This window comes from Pseudomonas sp. MONT-RG-20F-20-E-7-02 (genome assembly GCF_022662395.1).
GTDB lineage: Bacteria > Pseudomonadota > Gammaproteobacteria > Pseudomonadales > Pseudomonadaceae > Aquipseudomonas.
Genome location: NZ_JAKNQN010000007.1, coordinates 299,037 through 325,554, shown reverse-complemented (window position 1 = coordinate 325,554; position 26,518 = coordinate 299,037). Strand labels below are relative to the sequence as shown.

21 protein-coding genes are annotated in these 26,518 nt (G+C 61.6%); 12 read left to right on the top strand and 9 right to left on the bottom strand.

Annotation, left to right across the window (positions count from 1 at the left end):
• Window positions 1–9: 9 nt before the first annotated feature.
• Window positions 10–1,521 carry an efflux transporter outer membrane subunit gene (locus tag L8I05_RS21615; protein ID WP_242171438.1) on the bottom strand — a complete coding sequence of 504 codons (1,512 nt, stop codon included), beginning with the start codon at window positions 1,519–1,521 and terminating at the stop codon, window positions 10–12.
• 181 nt (window positions 1,522–1,702) lie between these two features.
• On the opposite strand from L8I05_RS21615, the gene L8I05_RS21610 reads away from it, so the two are divergent.
• From L8I05_RS21610 to L8I05_RS21590, 5 genes are all read left to right on the top strand, one after another.
• Entirely contained in the window at window positions 1,703–2,671 is a 969-nt protein-coding gene (locus L8I05_RS21610) for a LysR family transcriptional regulator (protein WP_053254489.1), read from the top strand.
• Between the two features lie 196 nt (window positions 2,672–2,867).
• Window positions 2,868–3,842: a D-glycerate dehydrogenase gene (locus L8I05_RS21605; RefSeq protein ID WP_242171435.1), complete on the top strand. Its 975-nt coding sequence runs from the start codon at window positions 2,868–2,870 to the stop codon at window positions 3,840–3,842.
• A 209-nt stretch (window positions 3,843–4,051) separates the two neighbouring features.
• Complete coding sequence (locus L8I05_RS21600) at window positions 4,052–4,954, top strand: chemotaxis protein (RefSeq protein ID WP_159954321.1); 903 nt, start codon at window positions 4,052–4,054, stop codon at window positions 4,952–4,954.
• 3 nt (window positions 4,955–4,957) lie between these two features.
• Window positions 4,958–5,440 carry a GNAT family N-acetyltransferase gene (locus L8I05_RS21595; RefSeq protein ID WP_159954320.1) on the top strand — a complete coding sequence of 161 codons (483 nt, stop codon included), beginning with the start codon at window positions 4,958–4,960 and terminating at the stop codon, window positions 5,438–5,440.
• 108 nt (window positions 5,441–5,548) lie between these two features.
• A complete protein-coding gene (locus L8I05_RS21590) occupies window positions 5,549–6,292 on the top strand; it encodes a YkgJ family cysteine cluster protein (RefSeq protein ID WP_242171434.1) in 744 nt (247 codons plus the stop codon).
• A gap of 10 nt (window positions 6,293–6,302) precedes the next feature.
• On the opposite strand, the gene L8I05_RS21585 is transcribed toward L8I05_RS21590, so the two are convergent.
• From L8I05_RS21585 to L8I05_RS21570, 4 genes are all read right to left on the bottom strand, one after another.
• Window positions 6,303–7,430 carry a transporter substrate-binding domain-containing protein gene (locus tag L8I05_RS21585; protein ID WP_347341617.1) on the bottom strand — a complete coding sequence of 376 codons (1,128 nt, stop codon included), beginning with the start codon at window positions 7,428–7,430 and terminating at the stop codon, window positions 6,303–6,305.
• Window positions 7,431–7,626: 196 nt separating this feature from the next.
• Window positions 7,627–9,201 (bottom strand): PAS domain-containing methyl-accepting chemotaxis protein, encoded by a 1,575-nt coding sequence (locus L8I05_RS21580; protein WP_242171431.1) that lies wholly within the window; start codon window positions 9,199–9,201, stop codon window positions 7,627–7,629.
• Between the two features lie 107 nt (window positions 9,202–9,308).
• Window positions 9,309–10,076 carry a transporter substrate-binding domain-containing protein gene (locus L8I05_RS21575; protein WP_242171533.1) on the bottom strand — a complete coding sequence of 256 codons (768 nt, stop codon included), beginning with the start codon at window positions 10,074–10,076 and terminating at the stop codon, window positions 9,309–9,311.
• Between the two features lie 194 nt (window positions 10,077–10,270).
• Window positions 10,271–10,504, bottom strand: a complete 234-nt coding sequence (locus L8I05_RS21570) for a hypothetical protein (protein ID WP_242171428.1) — start codon at window positions 10,502–10,504, stop codon at window positions 10,271–10,273.
• A 213-nt stretch (window positions 10,505–10,717) separates the two neighbouring features.
• Between L8I05_RS21570 and L8I05_RS21565 the strand changes: the two genes are divergently transcribed.
• From L8I05_RS21565 to L8I05_RS21535, 7 genes are all read left to right on the top strand, one after another.
• Window positions 10,718–11,884, top strand: coding sequence for an efflux RND transporter periplasmic adaptor subunit (locus L8I05_RS21565; protein ID WP_159954316.1), 1,167 nt, complete (start codon window positions 10,718–10,720; stop codon window positions 11,882–11,884).
• The gene (locus L8I05_RS21560; RefSeq protein ID WP_242171427.1) at window positions 11,881–14,976 is read left to right on the top strand and encodes a multidrug efflux RND transporter permease subunit; all 3,096 of its coding nucleotides are present in this window, start codon (window positions 11,881–11,883) and stop codon (window positions 14,974–14,976) included. The genes L8I05_RS21565 and L8I05_RS21560 overlap by 4 nt, the downstream gene beginning before the upstream one ends.
• A gap of 10 nt (window positions 14,977–14,986) precedes the next feature.
• Complete coding sequence (locus L8I05_RS21555) at window positions 14,987–15,664, top strand: heavy metal response regulator transcription factor (RefSeq protein ID WP_065900845.1); 678 nt, start codon at window positions 14,987–14,989, stop codon at window positions 15,662–15,664.
• Window positions 15,654–17,018 carry a heavy metal sensor histidine kinase gene (locus L8I05_RS21550; RefSeq protein WP_242171426.1) on the top strand — a complete coding sequence of 455 codons (1,365 nt, stop codon included), beginning with the start codon at window positions 15,654–15,656 and terminating at the stop codon, window positions 17,016–17,018. Before L8I05_RS21555 ends, L8I05_RS21550 begins: the two co-directional genes overlap by 11 nt.
• Window positions 17,019–17,422: 404 nt before the next feature.
• Entirely contained in the window at window positions 17,423–18,745 is a 1,323-nt protein-coding gene (locus tag L8I05_RS21545; protein ID WP_242171425.1) for an OprD family porin, read from the top strand.
• Window positions 18,746–18,832: 87 nt separating this feature from the next.
• The gene (locus L8I05_RS21540; RefSeq protein WP_242171424.1) at window positions 18,833–20,326 is read left to right on the top strand and encodes a sensor domain-containing diguanylate cyclase; all 1,494 of its coding nucleotides are present in this window, start codon (window positions 18,833–18,835) and stop codon (window positions 20,324–20,326) included.
• A gap of 60 nt (window positions 20,327–20,386) precedes the next feature.
• Window positions 20,387–21,886 carry a sensor domain-containing diguanylate cyclase gene (locus L8I05_RS21535; protein ID WP_242171423.1) on the top strand — a complete coding sequence of 500 codons (1,500 nt, stop codon included), beginning with the start codon at window positions 20,387–20,389 and terminating at the stop codon, window positions 21,884–21,886.
• A 178-nt stretch (window positions 21,887–22,064) separates the two neighbouring features.
• On the opposite strand, the gene lpxC is transcribed toward L8I05_RS21535, so the two are convergent.
• From lpxC to L8I05_RS21515, 4 genes are all read right to left on the bottom strand, one after another.
• On the bottom strand, window positions 22,065–22,976 hold the full coding sequence (gene lpxC, locus L8I05_RS21530) for a UDP-3-O-acyl-N-acetylglucosamine deacetylase (RefSeq protein ID WP_003171886.1): 912 nt from the start codon (window positions 22,974–22,976) through the stop codon (window positions 22,065–22,067).
• 112 nt (window positions 22,977–23,088) lie between these two features.
• On the bottom strand, window positions 23,089–24,294 hold the full coding sequence (ftsZ, locus tag L8I05_RS21525; protein WP_017138180.1) for a cell division protein FtsZ: 1,206 nt from the start codon (window positions 24,292–24,294) through the stop codon (window positions 23,089–23,091).
• Window positions 24,295–24,368: 74 nt separating this feature from the next.
• Window positions 24,369–25,631 carry a cell division protein FtsA gene (ftsA, locus tag L8I05_RS21520; protein ID WP_110623104.1) on the bottom strand — a complete coding sequence of 421 codons (1,263 nt, stop codon included), beginning with the start codon at window positions 25,629–25,631 and terminating at the stop codon, window positions 24,369–24,371.
• Window positions 25,632–25,646: 15 nt separating this feature from the next.
• A complete protein-coding gene (locus L8I05_RS21515) occupies window positions 25,647–26,516 on the bottom strand; it encodes a cell division protein FtsQ/DivIB (protein ID WP_159954310.1) in 870 nt (289 codons plus the stop codon).
• Window positions 26,517–26,518: the final 2 nt, after the last annotated feature.

Genomic DNA, 26,518 nt, shown 5'->3' with positions numbered 1-26,518 from the left:
AAATCCTACTCAGTGATCAAACACGGCCAGCGCCGCCGGGGTTTTGCTCGGAAGGGTTTTGGCAGGCTGCGGCACATCGTTGCCGGCACCGAGCCCACCGCCCAGGGCGGTGACCAGTTCGGCATGCGCGCTCAGGCGCGCGGCCTGCACCTGTTGCTCGATTTGCTGCTGGCGGAACAGCAGGGTTTGGGCGTTCAGCACGTTGAGGTAATCGGTGAGGCCGCGCTGGTAGGCGATCATCGCGATGTCGTAGGTTTTTTGCGCCGAGGCCACCGACTGCGCGGCGAACGCCGACTGCTTGTCCATGGATTCGCGGCGGATCAACTGGTCGCTGATGCCCTTGAGCGCATTGACCAGGGTCTGGTTGTACTTGGCCACGGCGATGTCATAGCCGGCGCTGGCTTCGCCCAACTGCCCGCGCAAACGGCCGCCGTCGAAGATCGGCAAGGTGATCGCCGGGCCGACGTTGTAGTTGAGTTTCTCACCACTCAAAAAGCCCAGCATGGCGCCGCCGGTGGCCATGTAGCCGAGGCTGCCGACCAGGTCGACGTTGGGGTAGAAACCGGCGTGGGCCACATCAATGCCACGCGCTTGCGCGGCGACTTGCCAGCGGCTGGCGACCACGTCCGGGCGTTGGCCAAGCAACTGCGCCGGCAGGCTGGAAGGTAGTTTCAGCGGCGCGGCGAGGCTCAGGCTCGGGCGTTGCAGCTGCGCGCCCTCACCTGGGCCTTTGCCGGCCAATGCCGCCAGTTGGTTACGGCTCAAGGCGATTTCTTCGTCCAAGGCGTCCAGCTGACGATGGGTCTCCGGCAACGGCGTTTCGGCCTGGCTGACGTCGAAGTGCGTGCCGATCCCGGCGTTCAGGCGTTTGTTGGCCAGGTCGAGAATCTGCTGTTGCTGGGCCAACGTGGCGGCGACGATATCGCGGTTGGCGTAATGCAACGACAGTTGGATATAGGCGCGCACCACGTTGTTTTGCAATTCGAGCTGGGCCTGGCGCGCTTCGGCGGCGCTCATGTGCGCCAGGTCGACGGCGCGTTCGCTGGCGTTGCTTTCGCGGCCCCATAAGTCGAGGGCGTAGCTCAGGCCCAGGGAGGAATTGTTGTCCCAGGTGTTGGCGCCGCTCAGCTCGCCCGGCCCGTAGAACTGATCCTTCGGCCAGTTGTGGCGCTTGAGCGTGGTGTCACTGTTGATCTGCAACGCCTCGGCCGACTCGGCAACACCGGCCATGGCCCGCGCTTCACGCACCCGCGCGGCGGCCATGGCCAGGCTCGGGCTGTTTTGCGTGGCCAGTGCGACCCAGCGGTTCAGTTGCGGGTCGCCGTAGGCTTGCCACCATTGCGCGGTGGGCCAGTGGGCGTCCTGGGTGGCGTGTTGAATCGCTTCGTCGGTGGCCAGGGTATTGGCGTTGAGGGCCTGGCCTTGGGGGGCGATTCCTCCGGTTCCGATGCAGCCGCTGATTGCTAACGATAAGGCCAAAACACTGAGAGCCTTCAGCTCTCTGCTGATGCGACGCGGCACGGCAAGCGTATTCCTGAGGTGGTGTGGCGGGAAGGTGGCGCAATTCTAGGGGGCGACTTGGGGAACGATAAGCTGGCATTCCTGTGAATCTTTGTTACCGTTCAAGCGATAATCCGTTGGTAGGGATCACTGGACGGCGTAACTTTCTGTCACAATTTGTTATCTCCCCTGAGAACACCCCATGGACACTTTGCAAAACATGCGCGCTTTCAGTTGCGTGGCCGAAGCTGGCAGCTTCACCGCCGCCGCCGTGCAACTGGACACCACCACGGCCAACGTCTCGCGCGCGGTCTCCAACCTGGAAGCCCACCTGCAAACCCGCTTGCTCAACCGCACCACCCGCCGCATTGCGCTGACCGAGGCCGGTAAACGCTATTTGCTGCGCTGCGAACAAATTCTCGCCTACGTCGAAGAAGCCGAGGCCGAAGCCAGCGACGCGCATGCGCGCCCTGCAGGGCAGTTGAAAGTGCACACCATGACCGGCATCGGCCAGCATTTCGTCATCGATGCGATTGCCCGTTACCGCCGCACCCACCCCGACGTGACCTTCGACCTGACCCTGGCCAACCGCGTGCCGGACCTGCTCGACGAGGGCTACGACGTGTCCATCGTGCTGGCCAGCGAACTGCCGGACTCGGGCTTCGTGTCCCAGCGCCTGGGCATTACTTACAGCATCGCCTGCGCCTCGCCGGATTACGTCAAGGCCAAGGGCTGCGCGCAACGGCCCCAGGACTTGCTCAACCACGCCTGCCTGCGCCTGGTGAGCCCGGTGATCCAGCTGGATAAATGGACCTTCAACGGCCCAGAAGGCCAGGAAAGCGTAGCGATCAATACGTCGCCGTTCCTGGTCAACTCGGCGGATGCGATGAAAACCGCGATCACCAGTGGCATGGGCGTCGGCCTGTTGCCGGTGTATGCGGCTATCGAAGGCCTGCGCAACGGCACGCTGGTACGGGTGATGCCTACTTATCGTTCGCAAGAGCTGAATCTGTACGCCATTTACCCATCGCGCCAATACCTGGATGCGAAGATCAAGACGTGGGTGGAATACCTGCGCGGGTCGCTGCCGGAAATACTGGCGGCGCATCAGGCGGAACTGGTGGCCTATGAATTGAGCGGCAGCCTCAGCGGCGCGCGGCTGGCGAACTGATTGCTATCTGGCTACTGGGATCAAAGGTGGGAGCTGGCTTGCCTGCGATAGCGGTGTGTCAGCCAATACTGTGCTTACTGTTCCACCGCCATCGCAGGCAAGCCAGCTCCCACATTGATATTGCTATGCCCTGACAACCACCGTCAGGAATGTTAGCTTGCTTGGCATTCTCCCGTAGTCGATGAGCCCGCCTGCAATGAAAAAGACCGTCCTCGCCTTCAGCCGCGTCACCCCGGAAATGATCGAACGCCTGCAACAGGACTTCGAGGTGATCGCGCCCAACCCCAAGCTGGGTGACATCAATGCGCAATTCAATGAGGCCCTGCCCCACGCCCACGGCTTGATCGGCGTGGGCCGCAAGCTCGGCCGTGCGCAGCTTGAAGGCGCGAGCAAGCTGGAAGTGGTCTCCAGCGTGTCGGTGGGCTACGACAACTACGACGTGGCTTACTTCAACGAGCGCGGGATCATGCTCACCAACACCCCCGACGTGCTCACCGAAAGCACCGCCGACCTGGCCTTTGCCTTGCTGATGAGCAGCGCCCGCCGCGTGGCCGAGTTGGACGCGTGGACCAAGGCCGGGCAATGGAAGGCCAGCGTTGGTGCGCCGTTGTTCGGTTGCGATGTGCACGGCAAAACCCTCGGTATCGTCGGCATGGGCAACATCGGCGCGGCCATCGCCCGTCGCGGGCGCCTGGGTTTCAATATGCCGATCCTGTACAGCGGCAACAGCCGCAAGACGCAACTTGAGCAAGAGCTGGGCGCGCAATTCCGCAGCCTGGAGCAGTTGCTGGCCGAGTCGGATTTCGTCTGCCTGGTAGTGCCGTTGAGTGAGAAAACCCGTCACCTGATCAGCACCCGCGAGCTGGGGCTGATGAAGCCCAGCGCGATCCTGATCAACATCTCCCGTGGCCCGGTGGTGGACGAGCCGGCGCTGATCGAAGCCCTGCAAACCCAGAAGATTCGTGGCGCAGGGCTGGATGTGTATGAGCAAGAGCCGCTGGCCGAATCGCCGCTGTTCCAGCTGAGCAATGCGGTGACTTTGCCGCACATCGGCTCGGCTACCGGTGAAACCCGTGAAGCCATGGCCAATCGCGCCCTGGACAATCTGCGCAGCGCGCTAATGGGCCAGCGTCCGCAGGACTTGGTGAACCCGCAAGTCTGGAAGGCCTGATACTGATCGTTCCCACGCTCCGCGTGGGAATGCATCCTGTGACGCTCCGCGTCACCACTGCGCAGGACCTGACTCTTGCACCACGGGACGCGGAGCGTCCGGGGCGGCGTTCCCACGCAGAGCGTGGGAACGATCATCGGGCTAAAGCCTCGGCCGCCGAGGTCGATAACCCTCTATAGATCGTCATCCCTGATCCACAGAAGGTTTTTATGTCCACCACCAAAGCCCGCGCAGATTCACTCTCGCTTCTGCTGTTTACCCTGCGCAGCGGCAAGCTGATGGCCATCAACCTGTTGAAAGTCAGTGAAATCATTCCCTGCCCGCCGCTGACCAAGCTGCCGGAGTCGCACCCACACGTCAAAGGCATCGCCACGCTGCGCGGTACGTCGCTGTCGGTGATCGACCTGAGCCGTGCGCTGGGCGAAATGCCCCTGCAAGACCCGAACGGCGGCTGCCTGATCGTCACCGACGTCAGCCGCTCCAAGCAGGGCCTGCATGTGCAGGCGGTGAGCAAGATCGTGCACTGCCTGACCACCGACATTCGCCCGCCGCCCTATGGCTCCGGTGGCAATCGCTCGTTTATCACCGGGGTCACTCAGGTGGAAGGCGGGCTGGTGCAGGTGCTGGACATCGAAAAAGTCATCCACGGTATCGCCCCGGCGCCGATTGAAGCGGCGCCCACCGACCTGACTATGGAAGAGGCCGAAGTCCTCGGCAATGCGCGGATTCTGGTGGTGGATGACAGCCAGGTGGCCCTGCAGCAGTCGGTGCATACGCTGCGCAATCTGGGCCTGACGTGCCACACCGCACGCAGCGCCAAGGAAGCCATCGACGTGCTGCTGGAGCTGCAAGGCACCGTCGAGCAGATCAACGTGGTGGTCTCCGACATCGAAATGTCCGAAATGGACGGTTACGCCCTCACCCGCACCCTGCGCGAAACCCCGGACTTCCAGGAGCTTTATGTGCTGCTGCACACGTCCCTGGACAGCGCGATGAACAGCGAAAAGGCGCGCCTGGCCGGTGCCGACGCGGTACTCACCAAGTTCTCCTCGCCCGAACTGACCAAGTGCCTGGTGGTGGCTGCGAAATCTGTGGCGCAAAAGGGTCTGTAGCCGGTGGCGGAGTATTTCCAACTGCTGCGCCGCGACCTCACCGCCAGCCTGCCCGCGCCGCAGTGGCCGGCCGATATTCGATTGGATCATTACCGCGATGAGTTGGCTCCGGCGATTCATGCGGTGTTGCGCATGACCCAGGACCAAGGCGGCGGCCGCGTCGCCAGCCTGGCGCAATGGCAACACCGGTTCATCACGGATGCCGAGTTCGACCCCACGCTGTGCCTGGTCGCCAGCAACAGCGACGGCATACTCGGTGTGGCCCAATGCTGGACCAGTGCATTCATCAAGAACCTCAGCGTGCACCCTGGCGCCCAAGGCCAGGGATTGGGCCGCGCCCTGTTGCTGCACACCTTTGAGGTGTTCAAGCAGCGCGGCGAACCCTACGTCGACCTCAAGGTGCGCGAGAGCAACCTGCGCGCCCGGCAACTGTACGAAAGCGCCGGCATGGTGTTTGTGCTGCGCGACGTGGTGCCCGAGGACTGACAGGCACTGGCGCATAACTTGCTTTGCAAGGACTTGAACAGTGCAGAGAGGCAAAAACCCGTCACTGTTCAAGAGTGCCCTCTGACCTCGCCTGGTGACAGATCCTCCATGAACACTCACTTTTCCTGCGTGGGTTGCGGCAAATGCTGCACCGACCATCATGTGCCCCTGACCCTCGAAGAGGCCCGCAGTTGGGCGGCTGACGGCGGTAACGTCATCGTTCTGGTGGAGGGGTTTCTCGGCAACGGCCTGGGCTTGCCCGTGCAACAACGCGAACACGCCGAGCGCCGTTCAGTGGTGGTGCCGAGCGGCAGTACCGAGGCGTTTGTGGCAATCACCTTTGCCGCTTACAACCCCGGGCGCTGCCGGAATCTTGACGACGACAACCGTTGCCGCATTTATGAGCGTCGCCCGCTGGTGTGTCGCATCTATCCGATGGAAATCAACCCGCATATCCCGCTGAACCCAGCGGCCAAAGACTGCCCGCCGGAATCCTGGGAACAAGGCCCGGCGTTGATCGTCGGTGGCGAATTGATGGACCGGGAACTGGCAGAATTGATCCGCCGCTCGCGCCAGGCCGACCGCGATGACGTGCAGACCAAGGAGGCGGTGTGCGCCTTGCTGGGCATTCGCACCACCGCGCTCAAGGGCGATGGGTTTACCGCGTATTTGCCGGACATGAACGCCTTTGCCCAGGCAATCGAATTGGCGACTGATCAGCCAACCGCAGCCAATGAGTGGGTGTTTCATGTGTCCGGCATGGACATCGCCGAACAGCTGTTGGATGCCGGCGCCCAGATAGCAACCCAGGTGCCGGCCAACTACGCGTTTATTTCGTTGCGGGCCTCTTAGGCCCGCAGGCTTACAGGATGGCCAGGCACTCGATTTCGATCCGAGCATCGGCTAACAGTTTGCCGGCGGCGAAGGTCGTGCGCGTGGGAAGGCGGTCCGAAGGGAAGTAGCTGGCATAGACTTCGTTCATCGCGGCAAAGTCGCGGATATTGGCCAGAATGACCGTGCACTTGGCCAACCGGTCCATGCCAACGCCGTGTTTGCGCAACGTGTCGCGCAGGGTCTCAAGTGCCTGTGCGGTCTCTTTGCGAATACCGCCGCGCACCACCTTGCCGTTTTCATCCAGCCCGAGCAGCCCCGACACATAGAGGGTTTGCCCGACTTGCACGGTTTCCGAGAAGGGCAAACCACCGTCTGCCGGGGTGAATATCATCGTGGCCGGCTCAGGCTTGCCGGAAACCGGTGCCAGATAAGGCTGGGTAATGGCCGCGTACTTGCCATTGTCCTTCAGCCGCTGCAGCGCTTTGTTCAGCGCGGCAGTCAGCTCAGGGTCGGTCTTGCGTGTAGCAATGGCGGGGCCGCTGCCCAACAATTCATCCTTGATAGCCGGCCCGGCAAACGCATACGCCCTGCCCTGAGGCGTGTTGAGCAACGCCTCGCGGATTTCGATGGTGTCTTGCAAGGTCGCGCCCAACTCACCGGCCAGCAAGCTTTTGATCAATTCGGCATTGAGGTTGAAACTACGTACCTGCACCCCTTGCGGCGCCCATTGCGCCATTGCATAGGCGGCCCGGCTGGTGCCGGTCAAAACGCCCACGCGCTTGCCCTTGAGCGCGTTGGGTTCTGGCAGCAGGTTGGAACCCACGGGGGCGACCAAGCGGCTTTCAAGGGCATAAAGGGGGTCGGTGAAGTCTACGATTTCACGCCGTGGCGGCGTCGCGGTCATCGGCATGATCGCGTCGAAACGCTTGGCCTGGAGCGCCGTAATATTGGTTGCATAAGGCTGATCAACCCATACGCAGCGCGCGTTGAGTTCAGCACACAGCGCGTTACCCAACTCAATATCCAAGCCCACCAGCTCGCCTTGCGCATTGCGGTATTCAAAGGGCGGGACATCCGCCTCGACCCCAAAACGTATTTCGCTCCAGGGATTGGCGGGAGGGGGGGAAACAGCACACCCGCTCCCGGCGAACACCATCAAAGCGAGTGCCAGCATTCTTATTGCCGTCGTCATAAACCTGTCCTGTGCAAAAGTGATGTGAAGCATTCGGGCTCAATCACTTATGGCCCAAACACCCCCAGCGTTCTAACAAGCACTGACTGGTCTATAACTGCGACACGCCTGTTTATTGAGTAGGAAAACTCCCAAAAGTGATAGTAGACCGTTTTTCGACCTAGCGCCGGTGGCCCCAGAATTCTTGCGCCAACAGGCGCAAATCCTCCGCCAGCGCGGCCACATTGCCCGAGCTGAGCTGGCTTTGCTGCCCCGCGCTGACGGTGGCTTCTGCGGCATTACGAATGCCGACGACATTGCGATTAATGTCCTCGCTCACCGCGCTTTGTTCCTCCACCGCCGCGGCAATCTGCTGACTCATCGATGTAATCTGGCTGACGCGCCGGCTGATGCCATCCAGCGCGAGCGCGGCCTGCTGTGCCTGTGCAACGCTCGCATCGACATGCTCGCTGCTGTGCGCCATGGCTTGCACCGCATCGCGGGCGCCGCCTTGCAGGGTGCTGATCATGCGCTGAATCTCATTGGTCGATTGCTGCGTGCGCTGGGCCAGGCCGCGTACCTCATCGGCAACCACCGCAAAGCCACGGCCCTGCTCGCCGGCGCGAGCAGCCTCGATGGCGGCATTCAGGGCCAGCAGGTTGGTTTGCTCGGCAATCGTGCGGATCACTTCCAGCACGCCACTGATTTCGCCGCTGTGGCTTTCCAACTGCTGAATGACTGCGGTGGCGCGCGCCAACTCCTGGGCCAGGCGCAACACCGCATCGCGGCTTTCATCGACGCGCTGATGGCCTTCACGGGTTGCACTGCCGGCCTGGTCCGCCGCCGTGGACGCCTCAAGTGCATGGCTGGCCACTTGCGCCACGCTGGCGGCCATCTGGTGGATCGCCGTCGCCACCTGATCCGTCTGGGTCTGCTGGCCGAGGCTGCTGGCGTGGCTGTTGTCCAAGTGCTCGACCAGCTGCGCGGCATGCCCCGCCAAACGCTGGGACGCATCGCCGATGCGCCCCACCACGGCGCCCACTTGGGCTTCGAGCATTTGCAGGGCGAACTCGATCTGCCCGCACTCGTCGATGCGACCGGTGTAGATCGCCTGGCTCAAAGGGTTGTCGGCGATCAGGCGCGCGCGCTGGTTGAGTTGCCCCAGCGGTCGCACGATCGCTTTGACCCCGAGCGCCGCCAGTGCACACCCAAGCGTTAACGCCAACAGTTGCCAGATCGGCGAATGAGCCGCCAGGCCCAGCCCCAAGGCCCACGCCAACGCACAGGTGGCGGTGGCCCACAGTGACAATTTCATGCGCATGCCGGGCATCGGCGGCCTTTGACGTTTACCCGCGCGCAACTGCGCGTAAGCACGTTCCGCCGCCTGCACCTTGCGCGCATCGGGTTTGGTGCGCACCGACTGATACTCCACCGCCGCCCCGTCCCGCGTGACCGGCGTGGCGTAGGCGCTGACCCAATAGTGGTCGCCGTTCTTGCAGCGATTTTTCACCATGCCCATCCACGAGCGGCCGCTTTTCAGGGTTTGCCACATCTGTGCAAACGCTGCGGGCGGCATATCGGGGTGGCGCAACAGGTTGTGCGGTGAGCCAAGCAGTTCATCGCGGCTATAGCCGCAAACGTCGATGAAGTCCTTGTTGGCATAGGTAATCGCGCTGGTCAGGTCGGTGGTCGAGAGGATGTTGGCATCGGAAGCAAAGTCCACATTTCGACCGGTGACCGGCAGATTGATCTTCATGGAGAAGCGCGCTCGTAATTATTGGAGGAGTCGGCAGGGCGTCGACTCTAAGCGCACCCATGGGGCAAATACTGATCCAGCTCATGTTCCGAGCAATTAATTGGCCATCATGGACTGACGACCGGTTCCTCGAGGTTGTAAGGCTGCACGATACGCAGGTATTCACCGCTCTGTTTCAGTCGCTCCAACGCGTGGTTGAGATCATTGCGCAAAGCGATATCGGGCTTACGCACCGCAATGGCCACGCCGTCGCCCAGCAGCTCGGCCGAAACGGCGGGGCCCAGGAAGTCGAAATCCTGGCCGGCAGGGGTGTCGAGCAGTGCCTGGCGGATTTCCACCGTGCCTTGCAGCGTCGCATCGATATGCCCGGCCACAAGGCTGCGAACCAGTTCGTCATTGAGCCAGAAGCTCTTGATGACCACGCCCGCAGGCGCCCACTTTGATCGAGCAAAGGCTTCCCGGTTACTGCCCAGCAGCACACCGACACGCTTGCCCCGCAGCGACGCTACGGTCGGCACCAGGCCGGAGCCCTTGCGCGCCACGAGCCGCGTGATAAACGGATATAGATTGTCGGTAAAACTCACCCATTGGCGCCGTCTTGAGGTGGGGGCTATCCCCATGATCGCATCGAATCGACGGGCTTCAAGGGCTTGAAAACTTTCGACCAGGACCTGATCGACCCAGGTACAACGCGTATTGAGCTGCTGGCAAATGGCATTGCCCAGTTCAATGTTCAACCCCACCAACTGACCGTGCTGGTCGCGACTTTCAAAGGGTGGGAATTGGGCGACGACGGCGAAACGAATGTCGCGCCGTGGCTCATCAGCTGTCGCAGGGAGGCAGACAGCGGCGGCCAGGAACAATAAGGCAGGCACAACAAAAACCCGGATGAAATCCACAGGTGACGTCCTTTTCTGGAAAGACCAGCCTCATTACACCCTGCCCCGGTGAGAACAATCGGGGCTGAGCAGAGGCTGCACAAGCTTTCAAGAAACGGTCACGGGCCTTCAATCAGAAAGGTCAGCAGACCCTGTAGGCAAACACCGCCACAGTCTGCGCGTCATTACTCTCAGCGTTTACCCATGGAGCGGCGAGTGCCCGGTGGCGCCATGCCTGGCGACTTGGTGTGGCCGTTTTTGGCGCCGTTTTTGTACCAAGGCTGGGCGGCATTCCTGGCCCCGGCCAACTCACCCGGCTTGAACGGAAACTTGAACGCTGGGATCTCGGCTTTTTCAACGCTGTCAGCGCCGGCCGGATCGACGAGGTCGGCCACTTCAACAGGGGGTTGTGTCGGGGAAGTCATGGAAGCTCCGGGGCGTGCAAATAATGAGGCGGGGCCGGCTTGCGGGCCCCACTGGCGCGCAGTATACCTGCGCGCTTCGGATCTTTAACCACCGCCAGTACGAATGGTCGGACTTTACTGACAGCGCCGTCAGTTAGCAGTCACCGTGCTGACCGGATTGGCGGGCTATAAAGACCTTCATCCTCCCAACCCTTTGCCCCGGCGCCTCACCCCATGCACATTCAACGAAAAACCGCCCTGATCGTGGGTGTCCTCGTGGTAGTGGCGATTGCAGCCTGGGCACTGACCCGGCCCGCCAAGACCAAACTGGCGGCGCCGACCGCGATTCCGGTCCGGGTCGTCAGCGTCGCGCAACAGGACATCCCCCGCTATGTCAGCGGGATCGGCTCGGTGCTGTCGTTGCACAGTGTGGTGATCCGCCCGCAAATCGACGGCATTCTCACCAAATTGCTGGTCAAGGAAGGCCAACTGGTCAAGACCGGCGACCTGCTGGCCACCATCGATGACCGCTCGATCCGCGCCAGCCTCGACCAGGCCAGGGCACAACTGGGCGAAAGCCAGGCGCAACTGCAAGTGGCACTGGTGAACCTCAAGCGCTACAAGGAACTGAGCATCGACGACGGCGTGTCGAAGCAGACTTACGATCAGCAACAAGCCCTGGTCAACCAACTCAAAGCCACGGCGCAGGGCAATCAGGCGGCTATCGATTCGGCCCAGGTTCAGCTTTCCTACACCCAGATTCGCTCTCCAGTCACAGGCCGCGTCGGCATTCGCACGGTGGATGAAGGCAACTTCCTGCGCATGAGTGATACCCAAGGCTTGTTCTCGGTCACTCAGATCGATCCGATTGCCGTCGAGTTCTCCTTGCCGCAACAGATGCTGCCGACCCTGCAAGGCCTGATCGCCGCGCCGACCCAGGCCAGCGTCGATGCCTATATGGGCGCCGACACCGACGGCCAGACCGGCGATTTGCTCGGTGAAGGCCACCTGAGCCTGATCGACAACCAGATCAGCTCCACCACCGGCACCCTGCGCGCCAAGGCCGAGTTCAAGAATGCCTCGCAGCGCCTGTGGCCGGGGCAACTGGTGACCATCAAGATCCAGACCGCCCTCGACAAAAACGCCCTGGTGGTGCCACCGACCGTGGTGCAACGCGGCCTCGACTCGCATTTTGTGTACCGGGTAAAAGGTGACAAGGTCGAGATCGTGCCGGTGCAAGTTGCCTATCAGGACAGCGACGTGAACATCATCAAGGGCGTGCAAGCCGGTGATGTGCTGGTCAGCGATGGCCAGTCGCGGCTCAAGGCCGGTGCCCAGGTAGACGTGCTCAAGGAACCGCCACAAGTCATCCAGACGGTCGACGCCAAGGTGCAACCATGAGCGGCAGCCGTTCGCCGTCCGCCTGGTGCGTCGACCACCCGGTCGCTACCCTGCTGCTGACGTTCGCCTTGGTGCTGCTGGGGGTTATTGCCTTCCCGCGCCTGGCCATTGCGCCACTGCCGGAAGCGGAATTTCCGACGATCCAGGTCACCGCGCAATTGCCCGGCGCCAGCCCGGACACCATGGCGTCGTCGGTGGCAACGCCGCTGGAAGTGCAATTCAGCGCCATCCCCGGCATGACCCAGATGACCTCCAGCAGCGCCTTGGGCTCTAGCCTGCTGACCCTGCAATTCACCCTGAACAAAAGCATCGACACCGCCGCGCAGGAAGTGCAGGCGGCGATCAACACCGCGTCCGGCAAGCTGCCCAGCGATATGCCCAGTCTGCCGACCTGGAAGAAGGTTAACCCGGCGGACAGCCCGGTGCTGATCCTCAGCGTCAGCTCCGACAGCATGCCCAGCACCGAGCTGAGCGACTACGTGGAAACCCTGCTGGCCCGCCAGATCAGCCAGATCGACGGCGTCGGCCAGATCAACATCACCGGCCAACAGCGCCCGGCGATTCGCGTGCAAGCCTCACCTGACAAGCTCGCGGCCATTGGCCTGACCCTCGCCGACGTGCGCGTGGCCATCCAGCAGTCCAGCTTGAACCTGGCCAAAGGCGCGATTTACGGCGAGAACAGCGTGTCGACCCTGTCGACCAATGACCAGCTGTTTCACCCGGATGAATACGGCCAGTTGATCGTTTCCTACAAGAACGGCGCGCCGGTTCAGCTGCGCGACATCGCCAAAGTCATCAACGGTTCGGAAAACGCCTACGTGCAAGCCTGGTCCGGCGATACGCCTGGGGTGAACCTGGTGATCTCGCGCCAGCCCGGCGCCAACATCGTCGAGACCGTGGACCGCATTCAAGCCGAACTGCCGCGCCTGGAAGGCATGCTGCCAGCCTCGGTGCAGGTCAGCGTATTGACCGACCGCACCAAGACGATTCGCGCGTCCTTGCATGAAGTGGAAGTCACGCTGCTGATCGCGATCCTGCTGGTGGTGGCGGTGATGGCGCTGTTCCTGCGCCAACTGTCGGCGACGATGATTGTGTCCAGCGTGCTCGGCGTGTCGCTGGTGGCCAGCTTTGCCTTGATGTACCTGATGGGCTTCAGCCTGAACAACCTGACGCTGGTGGCGATTGTGATTGCCGTGGGTTTTGTGGTGGACGATGCGATTGTGGTGGTGGAGAACATTCACCGCCACCTGGAAGCGGGCCTAAGCAAACGTGACGCGGCAATCAAGGGTTCCGGCGAGATCGGCTTCACCGTGGTGTCCATCAGCTTCTCGCTGGTGGCGGCGTTTATTCCGCTGCTGTTCATGGGCGGCGTGGTCGGGCGGCTGTTCAAGGAGTTCGCGCTGACGGCGACCTCGACCATTTTGATTTCGGTGGTGGTTTCGCTGACATTGGCGCCGACCCTGGCCGCGCTGTTCATGCGCGCGCCGACCCACCACGCCCACGACAAACCCGGCTTCAGCGAACGCCTGCTTGCCGGCTACGCGCGCAACCTGCGCCGCGCGCTGGCGCATCAACGAACGATGGCGGCGATCTTCATGGTGACCCTGGCCCTGGCCGTGGTCGGCTACATCTTTATCCCCAAGGGTTTCTTCCCGGTGCAAGACACTGGCTTCGTGCTCGGCACCAGCGAAGCGGCGGCGGACGTGTCGTACCCGGACATGGTCGCCAAGCACAAAGCCCTGGCCGAAATCGTCAAGGCCGACCCGGCAGTGGAGGCGTTTTCCCACTCCGTTGGCGTGACCGGCAGCAACCAGACCATCGCCAACGGCCGCTTCTGGATCGCCTTGAAAGACCGCGGTGACCGCGACGTGTCCGCCAGCCAGTTCATTGATCGCATCCGCCCCAAACTGGCCAAGGTGCCGGGCATCGTGCTGTACCTGCGCGCCGGCCAGGACATCAACCTCAGCTCCGGCCCGAGCCGCGCCCAGTACCAATATGTGCTCAAGAGCAACGACGGCCCGACGCTGAATACCTGGACCCAACGCCTCACCGAAAAACTGCGCGCCAACCCGGCGTTCCGTGACCTGTCCAACGACCTGCAACTGGGCGGCAGCATCACCCATATCAGCATCGACCGCCAGGCCGCCGCGCGCTTCGGCCTGACCGCCACCGATGTCGACCAGGCGCTGTACGACGCATTCGGACAGCGCCAGATCAACGAGTTCCAGACCGAGATCAACCAGTACCAAGTGGTGCTGGAACTCGACAGCCAGCAACGCGGCAAGGCCGAGAGCCTCAACTATTTCTACCTGCGCTCGCCGCTGACCAATGAGATGGTGCCGCTGTCGGCGCTGGCCAAGGTCGACCCGCCGAGCGTAGGGCCGTTGTCGATCAGCCATGACGGCATGTTCCCGGCCGCCAACCTGTCCTTCAACCTGGCGCCCGGCGTGGCGCTGGGCGATGCCGTGATCATGCTCAACCAGGCCAAGAACGAAATCGGCATGCCGGCGACCATGATCGGCACGTTCCAGGGCGCGGCCCAGGCGTTCCAGAGTTCGCTGGCCAGCCAGCCATGGCTGATCCTCGCGGCGCTGGTGGCGGTCTACATTATCCTGGGTGTGCTGTATGAGAGCTTTGTGCACCCGCTGACGATCATCTCGACCTTGCCCTCGGCGGGTTTGGGCGCGCTGATCATGCTATGGCTGCTGGGCCAGGACTTTTCGATCATGGCCTTGATCGGCCTGGTGCTGCTGATTGGTATCGTCAAGAAAAACGGCATCCTGATGATCGACTTCGCCCTGGACGCCCAGCGCGTGCGCGGGCTGCCGCCCGAGGAGGCGATTTATGAAGCCTGTGTCACGCGGTTCCGGCCGATCATCATGACCACCCTCGCCGCTTTGCTCGGCGCGGTGCCGCTGATGCTGGGCTCCGGCCCCGGTGCGGAACTGCGCCAGCCGCTGGGTATCGCGGTGGTGGGCGGCTTGCTGGTGAGCCAGGCGCTGACGCTGTTCACCACACCGGTCATATACTTGTACCTTGAGAAGTTTTTCCACAGGCCCAAACCAGCGCTGGCGCTGGCGACCACACACTAAAGGCGGGGTCATGCGCGTCCTGATTATTGAAGATGAAGAAAAAACCGCGGACTACTTGCACCGCGGCCTGACGGAACAGGGCTACACCGTCGATGTGGCGCGTGAAGGCGTCGAGGGCCTGCACCTGGCGCTGGAGAACGATTACGCGGTGATCGTGCTCGACGTGATGCTGCCCGGCCTCGACGGCTTCGGCGTATTGCGTGCGCTGCGTGCGCGCAAGCAGACGCCGGTGATCATGCTCACGGCGCGTGAGCGCGTGGAGGACCGCATTCGTGGCCTGCGCGAAGGCGCCGACGATTACCTGGGCAAACCGTTTTCGTTCCTGGAACTGGTGGCGCGCCTGCAAGCGCTGACCCGCCGCAGTGGCGGGCACGAGCCGGTGCAGGTCACCGTCGCCGACCTGTGGATCGACTTGATCAGCCGCAAGGCCAGCCGCAACGGCCTGCGCCTGGACCTGACCGCCAAGGAGTTCTCGCTGCTCAGCGTATTGGCGCGGCGCCAGGGTGAAATCCTTTCCAAGACGGCGATTGCCGAGATGGTCTGGGACATCAATTTCGACAGCGACGCCAACGTCGTCGAAGTCGCGATCAAACGCCTGCGCGCCAAGCTCGACGGGCCGTTCGACACCAAGCTGCTGCACACCATTCGCGGCATGGGTTATGTGCTGGAGAACCGCAGTGTCGGCTAACTCCATCGCCCTGCGCCTGAGCGGCATGTTCACGCTGGTGGCGCTGCTGATCTTCGTGTTGATCGGCGGCGCGTTGTACCAGCAAGTGGACCGGGGTTTGGGGCTGTTGCCGGGCGCCGAGCTGGATGCGCGCTACAGCGTGCTGGAGTCGTCGGTCAATCGCTTCGGCACGCCGGACCACTGGGCGAAAATCACCGCCAAACTGAAATTGCTCGGCGAAGAAGACAAGCGCATCCGCTTTTGGGTAGTCAGCAGCGATCCGAACTACGAATACGGCAACCCGGACGCGCAAATCCGCGCCTTCGCCGAGGGGCCGACCGGCAAGCGCGATTTGCGCCTGCCGGGGCGTGAATACCCGTTCAAGGTGTTGGTGAGCCAGTTCGCGGCCAAAGAACAGCGCCCGCCGCTGCGCTTTATGATCGCCATCGACACCGAAAACTTCCGCGCAACCCAGCACCAACTGCTGGTGGCCTTGATCGGCCTGGCGTTTGTCGGCGTGGTGCTGGCGGCGCTGTTGGGGTTCTGGGTGTCGCGCATTGGCCTCAAGCCGTTGGGCAAACTCTCGGATGAGGCGCAGAAACTGGCACCGCCCAAGCTCTCGGGGCGGTTGCAACTGTCGCCATTGCCGCCGGAGTTGAGCCAGTTCGTCAACTCGTTCAACTCCACCCTGGATCGGGTTGAGCAGGCCTACTCGCGCCTGGAGTCATTCAATGCCGACGTGGCGCATGAACTGCGTTCGCCGCTGACCAACCTGATCGGCCAGACCCAGGTAGCGCTGACACGCGGGCGTTCGGCCGAGCATTATTTCGAGGTGCTGCAATCCAACCTTGAGGAATTGGAGCGCCTGCGTTCGATCATCAATGACATGTTGTTCCTGGCCAGTGCTGATCAGGGCAGCAAGGCCACCAAGCTGATCGAAAGTTCACTGGCGGACGAAGTGGCCACGACCCTCGATTACCTGGACTTCATCCTCGAGGACGCCCAAGTCCAAGTGCGGGTGCGCGGTGACGCATTGGTGCAAATCGAGAAAGCGCACCTGCGCCGTGCGTTGATTAACCTGCTGAGCAACGCAGTGCAGCACACCGCACCGGGGCAGGTTATCGAGGTGAACATTGAGGTAGAGGAGCATCAGGTGGCGATTGGGGTGACCAACCCGGGGGCTGAGATTGCCAGTGAGCATTTGCCCCGGCTGTTCGAGCGGTTTTATCGGGTGGATGCGTCACGCAGCAACAGCGGGGCGAATCATGGGTTGGGGTTGGCGATCGTCAAGGCGATTGCGTTGATGCATGGCGGGGATGTGTTTGTGCGCAGCGATGGGGGCGGGAATACGTTTGGGATTACGTTGCCGGTGTGAGTGGGTCAGCGGCCTGACAGCTGACCTGAGGGTGGAATCTTAACTCGGTCAAATTGTGGGAGCGGCGTATCCGTTGAATCAGAGTCGTCTTCTAGACCGCCATCGCAGGCAAGCCAGCTCCCACAAAGGGTCTCTGCCGGCTCGACTATTGCGATTTGGGCAACAGTCATTATCTTGTTACACTCTGTATCGCACCGCTCACCTGCGTTAATTTGACGCACCGATGAGCGCGACGGCAAACACAGCTTCCCGCTTACCCCAATTTCCCTCGACTTATTTCCAGGGCTCTACACTGGGAATCTGTTTAAAGCCGCTGACTTCAGCGGCTTTTTTTTGCCGTAAAAAAAGGCCAGGCACACCCCCACGACATTGGCCGTTTACGATTGACCAAAGGAGCTCCACCGGTGAAGAACTCGCTGACGTTCACCCCGCTATTCCTAGCGATTGCAGCAACGATCGCCCCCCTCGCCCACGCGGCAGACACCACCCCCGCCGACGGTTTCGTCGAAGGCGCAAGCCTCAAGATCAACACCCGCAACTACTACATGAACCGCGACCGTCGCGACATTCACACCGATGACAGCAAGGAATGGGGCCAGGGTTTCATCGGCACCTTCGAATCCGGCTACACCCAAGGCACCGTCGGCTTCGGCCTGGACCTCAACGCCATGCTCGGCCTCAAACTCGACGGCGGTGGCGGTACTGACGGTTCCAGCATCCTCCCGTACGGCAGCGGCAACGGCAAAGCCCCCGGTTCGTTCTCTACCGCTGGCGGCACCTTGAAGATGCGCGCCTTGGACACCGAGCTGAAAGCCGGCGACCTGTTCCTCAATAACCCGGTGATCGCCGGCGGCATGACCCGCATGCTGCCGCAGGACTTTCGTGGCGTAAGCCTGACCAACCACAGCTTTGACGGCTGGATGCTCGAAGGTGGCCAGGCCAGCTTCACCAAGCTCTACAACCAGAGCGGCCACCGGCGCATCGGCACCAGCTACGGCGCGCTGCCGGACCACGCCGACAGCAAGCACCTGAACTGGGCCGGTGTGTCGTTCAGCGGCATTCCAGGCGTGACCAGCAACCTGTACGCCTCCGAGTTGAAAGACGTATGGCACCAGTACTACTACGACCTGGACTACACCTACGCGCTCAATGACCTGGTCAGCCTCAACCCGGGCCTGCACTACTACCACACCCAGGACACCGGCCAGTCACTGCTGGGCAATATCGACAACAACACCTACAGCCTGCATTTCACCGTGGGCGTGGGCAACCACAGCGTCACCGCCGCCTACCAGCGCGTCAACGGCAACACGCCGTTCGATTACATCAGCCAGGGCGACAGCGTTTACCTGGACAACTCCCAGCAATACTCGGACTTCAACGGCCCCAACGAGCGCTCGTGGAAACTCAAGTACGCCTATGACTTCGCCGGCCTCGGCATGCCTGGGCTGACGTCCGCCGTGTCCTACATCAGCGGCAAGACCGACCTGACCAAGGTCGACCCCAACAGCCGTGGCTACAGCGCCTGGTACAGCGCCGATGGCAAGGACGCGAAACACTGGGAGCGGGACATCGATTTGAAATACGTGGTGCAAGGCGGCAAGGCCAAGGATCTGGCGGTACGCCTGCAGTGGGCAACCAACCGTGGCGGCAATGGCTACGCGGCGGTAGATCGCGATGTGGATGAATACCGGGTAATCGTGGACTATCCGATCAACGTGTTCTAACCCGCTGATTTTTCTTTTTTAGCCCATGCTCTAATTTTCATCGCGTAGAACTAAACTGCCAGTATCTTCCCTGTTGAAGCCTGCGCGATGAGTCAACTCCGCCCTCCTTCTTTGCCTGCACGCTCGGAGCTTTTGCTGATTCTGGGCAGTGGCCTCACCGTTATCCTGATTGTGATTATCGTTGCAGCGTTGCTGAACCGCGAACACGCCAGCACCTTGCAGGCGGCCAAACGCGCGACCACCAATATCACCCAACTGATCAATGCCGATGTGTTGCGTAACGCCGAGCTGTATGACTTGGCGCTGCTGGGCTTGATCAGCGCCGCCAAGCGCCAGGACCTGGCGCAGGCGTCGCCGGAAATCCGCCACATGGTGCAGTTTGATCAATCCAACGCGGCGCCCTTTAAAGGCGAAGTGCTGCTGCTGGATACCGATGGCGCGGTGATTGCCGACTCCTCGACGCTGCGGCCCACACCGCGCAATTTCGCCAACCGCGATTATTTCCAGGTGCATAAACAGAATGCCCAGGCAGGCCTGTTTATCAGCCGGCCGTTCAAGATCCGCTGCGATTGCGACCAAGTCTGGCGCATGGCATTCAGTCGCCGAATAAGCGGGCCCGACGGCGAGTTTGCCGGTGTCGCGGTGGCGACGATGCGTTTGGCGTACTTCGATCAGTTGTTCAACCGCCTCACCATCGGCAATGGAAGCTCGGTCAACCTGCTGAACAACCGCGGCATTCTCCTGGCCCAGCAGCCGCTGCTGGAACGCGACATGATCGATAAAGACCTCAGCGATCGGCCCAACTTCAAACGCATACTGCGCGAAGGCCAAGGCAGCTTCCGGGCTATCTCAGCCATCAGTGGCACAGAGCGTTTATACACCTTCACCAATGTCGGTGAGCTGCCGCTGATTGTGGTGGTGGCACTGGCCAGTGATGACGTGTTCGCCCCCTGGAAGCGCGCCGCGCTGCTGACCAGTGGCGCCACCGGCGTGCTCTGCATTGGTTTGTTATGGCTGACCTGGATGTTGCGCCGTGAACTGCGTCGCCGTTATCGCGCCGAACAGGTGCTGTCGGAGCTGGCCGCCACCGATGCTCTGACTGGCCTGGCCAACCGCCGTATCCTGGATCAACGCCTGGGCCTGGAATGGGAACGCGCACAGCGTTCCACCGAGCCGCTGACGCTGTTGATGATCGACGTGGACCACTTCAAGGCTTTCAACGACCGTCATGGCCATCATGGCGGTGACGCGGCACTGCGCACGGTCGCCCAGGTGATCGGCGGCAACATCCGCCGCCCAGCCGACCTGGCTGCACGGTATGGCGGGGAAGAGTTTGCGGTGGTGCTGCCGAATACCGACGCCAAGGGCGCCTGGGTGATCGCCGAGCATATCCGCAGCGGTGTCGAGCACCTGCCACGGGTCGCCGGTGCCGAGCGGCCGATCACCGTAAGTATCGGCATGAGTACCTGGGACAAACGCAGCCGCCTGTCACTCGAGGCGTTGCTGCTGCACGCGGATCAGGCGCTGTATGAGGCCAAGCACAGCGGGCGCAACCGGATCGTGGAGGCGACCACACACTGATCGGCTGCAACGCCCTGCACGTACTACGCTATTGGCATCCTCGAAGCAGAAGTAAGCCCGATGAGCCCGAGCCTTTCCCGCCCTACACGTCGCCCGGAGCGCTTGCTGATCCTGGGCAGCGTGCTCACGGCCCTGCTGATCGTGGCGATCGTGGCGGTGCTGCTGATTCGTGAACACGCCAGCACCCTGCAGACCGCCAAACGTACCGCGAACAACATTACCCAACTGATCGACGCGGATGTACTGCGCAATGCCGAGCTCTACGACATGGCCCTCAAAGGCCTGATCGCCGCCACGGAGCGCAATGACCTGCACAGCGTTTCCGCCGAAATTCGTCACCTGGTGCTGTTCGACCGCTCCGCCGCCGCACCGTACAAGGGCGACATCTTGCTGCTCGACGCCAACGGCGAGGTGATCGCCGACTCGTCCTTGCTCACGCCCAAGACCGGTAACTTTGCCGACCGGGACTATTTTCAGGCGCACCGCAAAAAACCTGATATCGGGCTGTATATCAGCCGGCCGTTCATGGCGCGCTGCGTGTGTGACGACCAATGGCGCATTGCATTCAGCCGGCGTATTTCCGGGCCCGATGGACGCTTTCAGGGCGTCGCGGTGGCGTCCATGCGCCTGTCGTACTTTCATCAACTGTTCAGCAGCCTGAACATCGGCAGCAACAGCACTATTAACCTGATCAACCAGCAGGGCATCCTGCTTGCGCAATACCCCCTGCTGGAACTCGACATGATCGACAAGGACTTGAGCCAGCGCCCCAACGTCGCGCGCATGCTCAAGGAACGCGACGGCAGCTTTCGTGGGGTTTCCAGCGTCGACCACCAGGAACGGCTCTATACCTTTTCCAGTGTGGGCGACTTACCGCTGATCGTGGCGGTGGCCCTGTCTACCGAAGACATCTTCGCCCAATGGAAGCGCGCGGCCTTGCTGATCAGCCTGGCAACCGGCGTGCTGTGCATTGGCTTGCTATGGCTGAGCTGGATGCTGAGCAAAGAATTGCGCCGCCGCCACCGCGCCGAGCAGGTGCTGTCAGAACTGGCAGCCACCGATGCCCTGACCGGGTTGGCCAACCGCCGCACCCTGGACCAGCGCCTGCGCCAGGAATGGGACCGCGCGCAACGCTCGACGGAGCCGCTGACGTTGCTGATGATCGACGTAGACCACTTCAAGGCTTTCAACGACCGTCATGGCCACCACGGCGGTGACGCGGCATTGCGCACGGTGGCCCAGGTGATCGAAGACAACATCCGCCGCCCCGCTGACCTGGCGGCGCGCTACGGCGGGGAGGAGTTTGCGGTGGTGCTGCCGCATACCGAAGCCAAGGGCGCGTGGCTGATCGCCGAGCATATCCGCAGCAGTGTCGAGCACCTGCCACGGGTCGCCGGCGCCGAGCGGCCGATTACGGTGAGTATCGGCATGAGTACGTGGGACAAGCGCAGCCGCATGTCGTTGGAGGCGTTGTTGTTGAGTGCGGATCAGGCGTTGTATGAGGCCAAGCACAGCGGGCGCAATCGGATTGTGGATACTGCAACGCTTCAAGCTGGGTGAGTGCAGCGTAAATTAATAGCGAAGCTGCGATGCAGGTGCCTTGGTATTTATGGCGTACCGCAGTGATGCTATCGCAGGCAAGCCAGCGCCCACAGGAGGGCTGCGGTGCTTTCACATCAGGCGAAAAAAAAGGCCACCCGAAGGTGGCCTTTCAAAACTAAAGAAAGAGAGTTGTTACTTACACCGCCGCAACGGGACGCATGTAAGAGATCGGTGCGGTGCTGGCATCTTCGAAGGTCACGACTTCCCAAGCGTCTGTCTGCTCAATCAACTTGCGCAGCAGCTGGTTGTTAAGGGCGTGGCCCGACTTGAAGCCTTTGAACTCGCCTATCAGGCTATTGCCCAGCAGGTAGAGGTCACCGATTGCATCGAGGATCTTGTGCTTCACGAATTCGTCTTCGTAGCGAAGGCCGTCTTCGTTCAGTACACCATCCGCGTCGACCACAATGGCGTTTTCAACGCTGCCGCCGAGTGCGAGGTTGTGCTTGCGCAGGTACTCGATGTCACTCATGAAACCAAAGGTACGGGCGCGGCTGACTTCTTTTACGAACGAAGTGCTGGAAAAATCCACGCTTGCACTTTGGGTGCGGTCACGGAATACCGGGTGATCGAAATCGATCTCAAAGCTCACTTTAAAGCCTTCGAACGGGACGAAGGTGGCGCGCTTGTCGCCGTCTTCTACTGTCACTTCCCGCAGAATGCGAATGAACTTCTTGGCTGCGTCCTGTTCTTCCAGGCCGGCAGATTGAATCAAGAATACGAAGGGTCCAGCGCTGCCATCCATGATCGGGACTTCGGACGCGGAGAGCTCGACGTAGGCGTTATCGATGCCCAGGCCAGCCATGGCCGAGAGCAAGTGCTCCACCGTGTCCACTTTGACGTCACCGTTGACCAATGTGGTCGACATCGTGGTTTCGCCAACGTTTTCCGCGCGAGCAGGAATCTGCACCACAGGGTCCAGGTCGGCACGAACAAACACGATGCCGGTGTCGACAGGTGCGGGCTTGAGGGTCAGGTATACCTTCTCCCCGGAGTGCAGACCTACACCTGTGGCACGGATAATATTCTTCAGGGTGCGTTGTTTAATCATGGCTTGGACCGCTTCAGCGCAAATTGCGAACTGGTATCAACAAAGGCTGGCGATAATAACAGACCAGACCTTTGCTGAACACCAATCACCTTCATAGCCCTGATACATTCCATTAATCGGCCTGACGACGCAGGAATGCCGGGATGTCCAGGTAGTCCAGATCATCTTGCGGATTCGGGCTACGGGACGCCGCAGCACCGGCCTGAGCCTGGTTGCGCATCACGGTCGGACGGTCCAGGTCACGATAGTTCACAGACGGCAGTTCCTGGCGCGCAGGCGCTGGAGCGGCAGCTTGCTGGCTGGCGTGGCTGTTGTGGCCGGTGTGAACGGTATTGTCGATGACCTTCACAGGCTTCTCGATTTTAGCGCCCAGGCCGGTAGCCACCACGGTCACGTGCAGTTCATCACGCATGTCCGGGTCGATAACGGTGCCGACTTTGACCATCGCGTGCTCGGAAGCGAAGGCTTCGATGATGCTACCCACGTCGGAGTACTCACCCAGGGACAGGTCAGGACCGGCGGTGATGTTCACCAGGATGCCGCGTGCGCCTTGCAGGTTCACGTCTTCCAGCAACGGGTTGCGGATCGCCGCTTCAGTGGCTTCACGCGCACGGTTCGGACCGCTGGCGCAGCCAGTGCCCATCATCGCCATGCCCATTTCGCTCATGACAGTACGTACGTCGGCAAAGTCGACGTTGATCATGCCTGGGCGCTTGATGATGTCGGAGATACCGCGAACGGCACCGGCCAGTACATCGTCAGCCTTGGCGAACGCGGACAGCAGGCTTGCGTCCTTGCCCAGGATGGTCAGCAGCTTCTCGTTGGGAATGGTGATCAACGAGTCGACGCTTTCAGACAGCAGACGGATGCCTTCGTCGGCGATCTGCATGCGCTTGCGGCCTTCGAACGGGAACGGACGGGTGACGACAGCAACCGTCAGAATCCCCATTTCCTTGGCCACTTCGGCAATGATCGGGGCCGCACCGGTACCGGTACCGCCGCCCATGCCAGTGGTGATGAACACCATGTTGGTGCCTTGCAGCACTTCAGCAATACGCTCACGGTCTTCCAGTGCGGCTTGACGGCCGACTTCCGGATTGGCGCCAGCGCCGAGGCCCTTGGTCACGGCTGTGCCCAATTGCAGGATGGTCCGCGCGCCGATGCTTTTCAGCGCCTGGGCATCAGTGTTGGCGCAGATGAATTCAACGCCTTCAATGTTGCTCTTGACCATGTGGTTGACAGCGTTGCCGCCGCCACCGCCGACACCGATTACTTTGATAACCGGGCTTGCGGGGATGTTGTCTACGAGTTCGAACATGTTCCCTCTCCTTTCATTTTCTCTAGTTTTTTCGCCTACTGCTTACTGCGGTGCTGCGGTGTCGCGGTAAATCTTTAGAAATTGCCTTTTACCCAAGCCTGCAGCCGCTCGAACAACGGCGCTTTCGCCTCGTCATCGCTGCGGTAGCTGTCACGGATACTCGGGCCCGACAGGGAAATGCCGTCGGTCTGCTTTTGCAGCCCGTACAACAGCAAGCCCACACCGGTGGAATAAATCGGGTTGCGCACCACGTCGCCCAGGCCTTTGACGCCATGGGGCACGCCCAGGCGAACCGGCATGTGGAAGATTTCCTCGGCCAGTTCGACCGCGCCTTCCATCTTCGAGGTGCCGCCGGTCAGCACGATGCCAGCCGGGATCAAATCTTCATAACCGCTGCGGCGCAGTTCAGCCTGGATCAGGGTGAACAGCTCGTCGTAACGAGGCTCGACCACTTCAGCCAAGGCTTGGCGCGACAGCTCACGCGGTGGGCGATCGCCGACGCTTGGCACCTTGATGGTTTCACCGGCACCGGCCAGTTTGGCCAGGGCGCAGGCGTAACGGATCTTGATTTCTTCGGCGTACTGGGTCGGCGTACGCAGCGCCATGGCGATGTCGTTGGTGACCTGGTCGCCGGCAATCGGGATCACGGCGGTGTGACGGATCGCACCCTCGGTGAAGATCGCAATGTCGGTGGTACCGCCGCCGATGTCGACCAGGCACACGCCCAGCTCTTTTTCGTCGTCGGTCAGTACCGAGTAGGCCGACGCGAGTTGCTCAAGAATGATGTCGTCGATTTCCAGGCCGCAGCGGCGCACGCATTTTTCAATGTTCTGTGCGGCGTTGACGGCGCAGGTCACCACGTGAACCTTGGCCTCCAGACGTACGCCCGACATGCCCAGCGGCTCACGAACGCCTTCCTGGTTATCGATCACGTAGTCCTGCGGCAAGGTGTGCAGCACACGCTGGTCAGCCGGGATCGCCACGGCCTGGGCGGCGTCGAGTACGCGCTCAAGGTCGGCGGAGCTGACTTCGCGGTCGCGGATCGCCACGATGCCGTGGGAATTCAGGCTGCGGATATGGTTGCCGGCCACGCCGACAAACGCCGAGTGAATCCGGCAACCGGCCATCAGCTGCGCTTCTTCGATGGCGCGCTGGATCGATTGCACGGTGGACTCGATGTTCACCACCACGCCCTTCTTCAGGCCCCGGGACGGATGCGTGCCGATACCGACGATTTCGATAACACCGTCTTCACCGACTTCGCCGACCAGCGCCACCACTTTGGAGGTGCCGATATCGAGACCGACGATCATTTTTCCGCTTTGCACGTTTGCCATGGGTCCTGCCTCTTCTTAATTCTTCGCGACAGCGGGTTTGGCTGTCGTCGGCGCAGCTGGTTCACGCCAGCCGACGGCCAGGCCGTTGGCGTAACGCAGGTCGACGCTCGCAATGTTCGTAATCTGTTCTTTCAAGGTCTTGTCATAGATGGCAATAAAGCGGCGCATCTTTTCCACCAGGTTGCCGCGTCCCAGCAGCAACTCGATGCCCGGGCCGGAACTGCCTGCCCCGGTGGTCAAAAACCAGCTGCCCCGTTCACGCAGTTCCAGGCGTGCAATGGAGAAACCCAGCGGGCGCAGCATCTGGCTCAAGGCCTGGTACTGCTGCATGACTTGCTGTTGCGCCCGCTGCGGCCCGATCAACTGCGGCAGGTGTTCGTAATTCGCCAACTCACGCGGGGTAAATGCCTGGCCCTGGTTGTTCAGCAGCGCGCCATCGCCCCAACGGGCCACGGGCAGCTGTTCTTCCAGGCGGATCGTCACCTGGTCCGGCCAGACGCGGCGGACTTCGGCGTGGGCGATCCACGGCATTTGCTCCAGCTCCGAGCGCATACCGGCTAGGTCGATGGTAAAGAAGCTCGCGGCCAGGTACGGGCCGATGCGCTGCTGTACCGCTTGCTGGCTGATGTAGCTCAAGTCGCCCTGCACACTGATCTTGGTGATTGGTCGATCGGCATACGGCAACAGGCGCTGCGCACCTTCGTAAGTACCAAAGCCCAACGCTACCAACAGCACCGGCCAGAACAGCGCTTTGAGAAAACCAAAGTTGGCTTTCGGCAGGCGCGCCGACATCGGCTCTTTAGCCACCATTCGGCTGGCACCTCGTGGCACCGGCTTGCGGCTGGGCACTGGAGGTTGCTGATGACGAAGCGATGCGCCGTTCATGT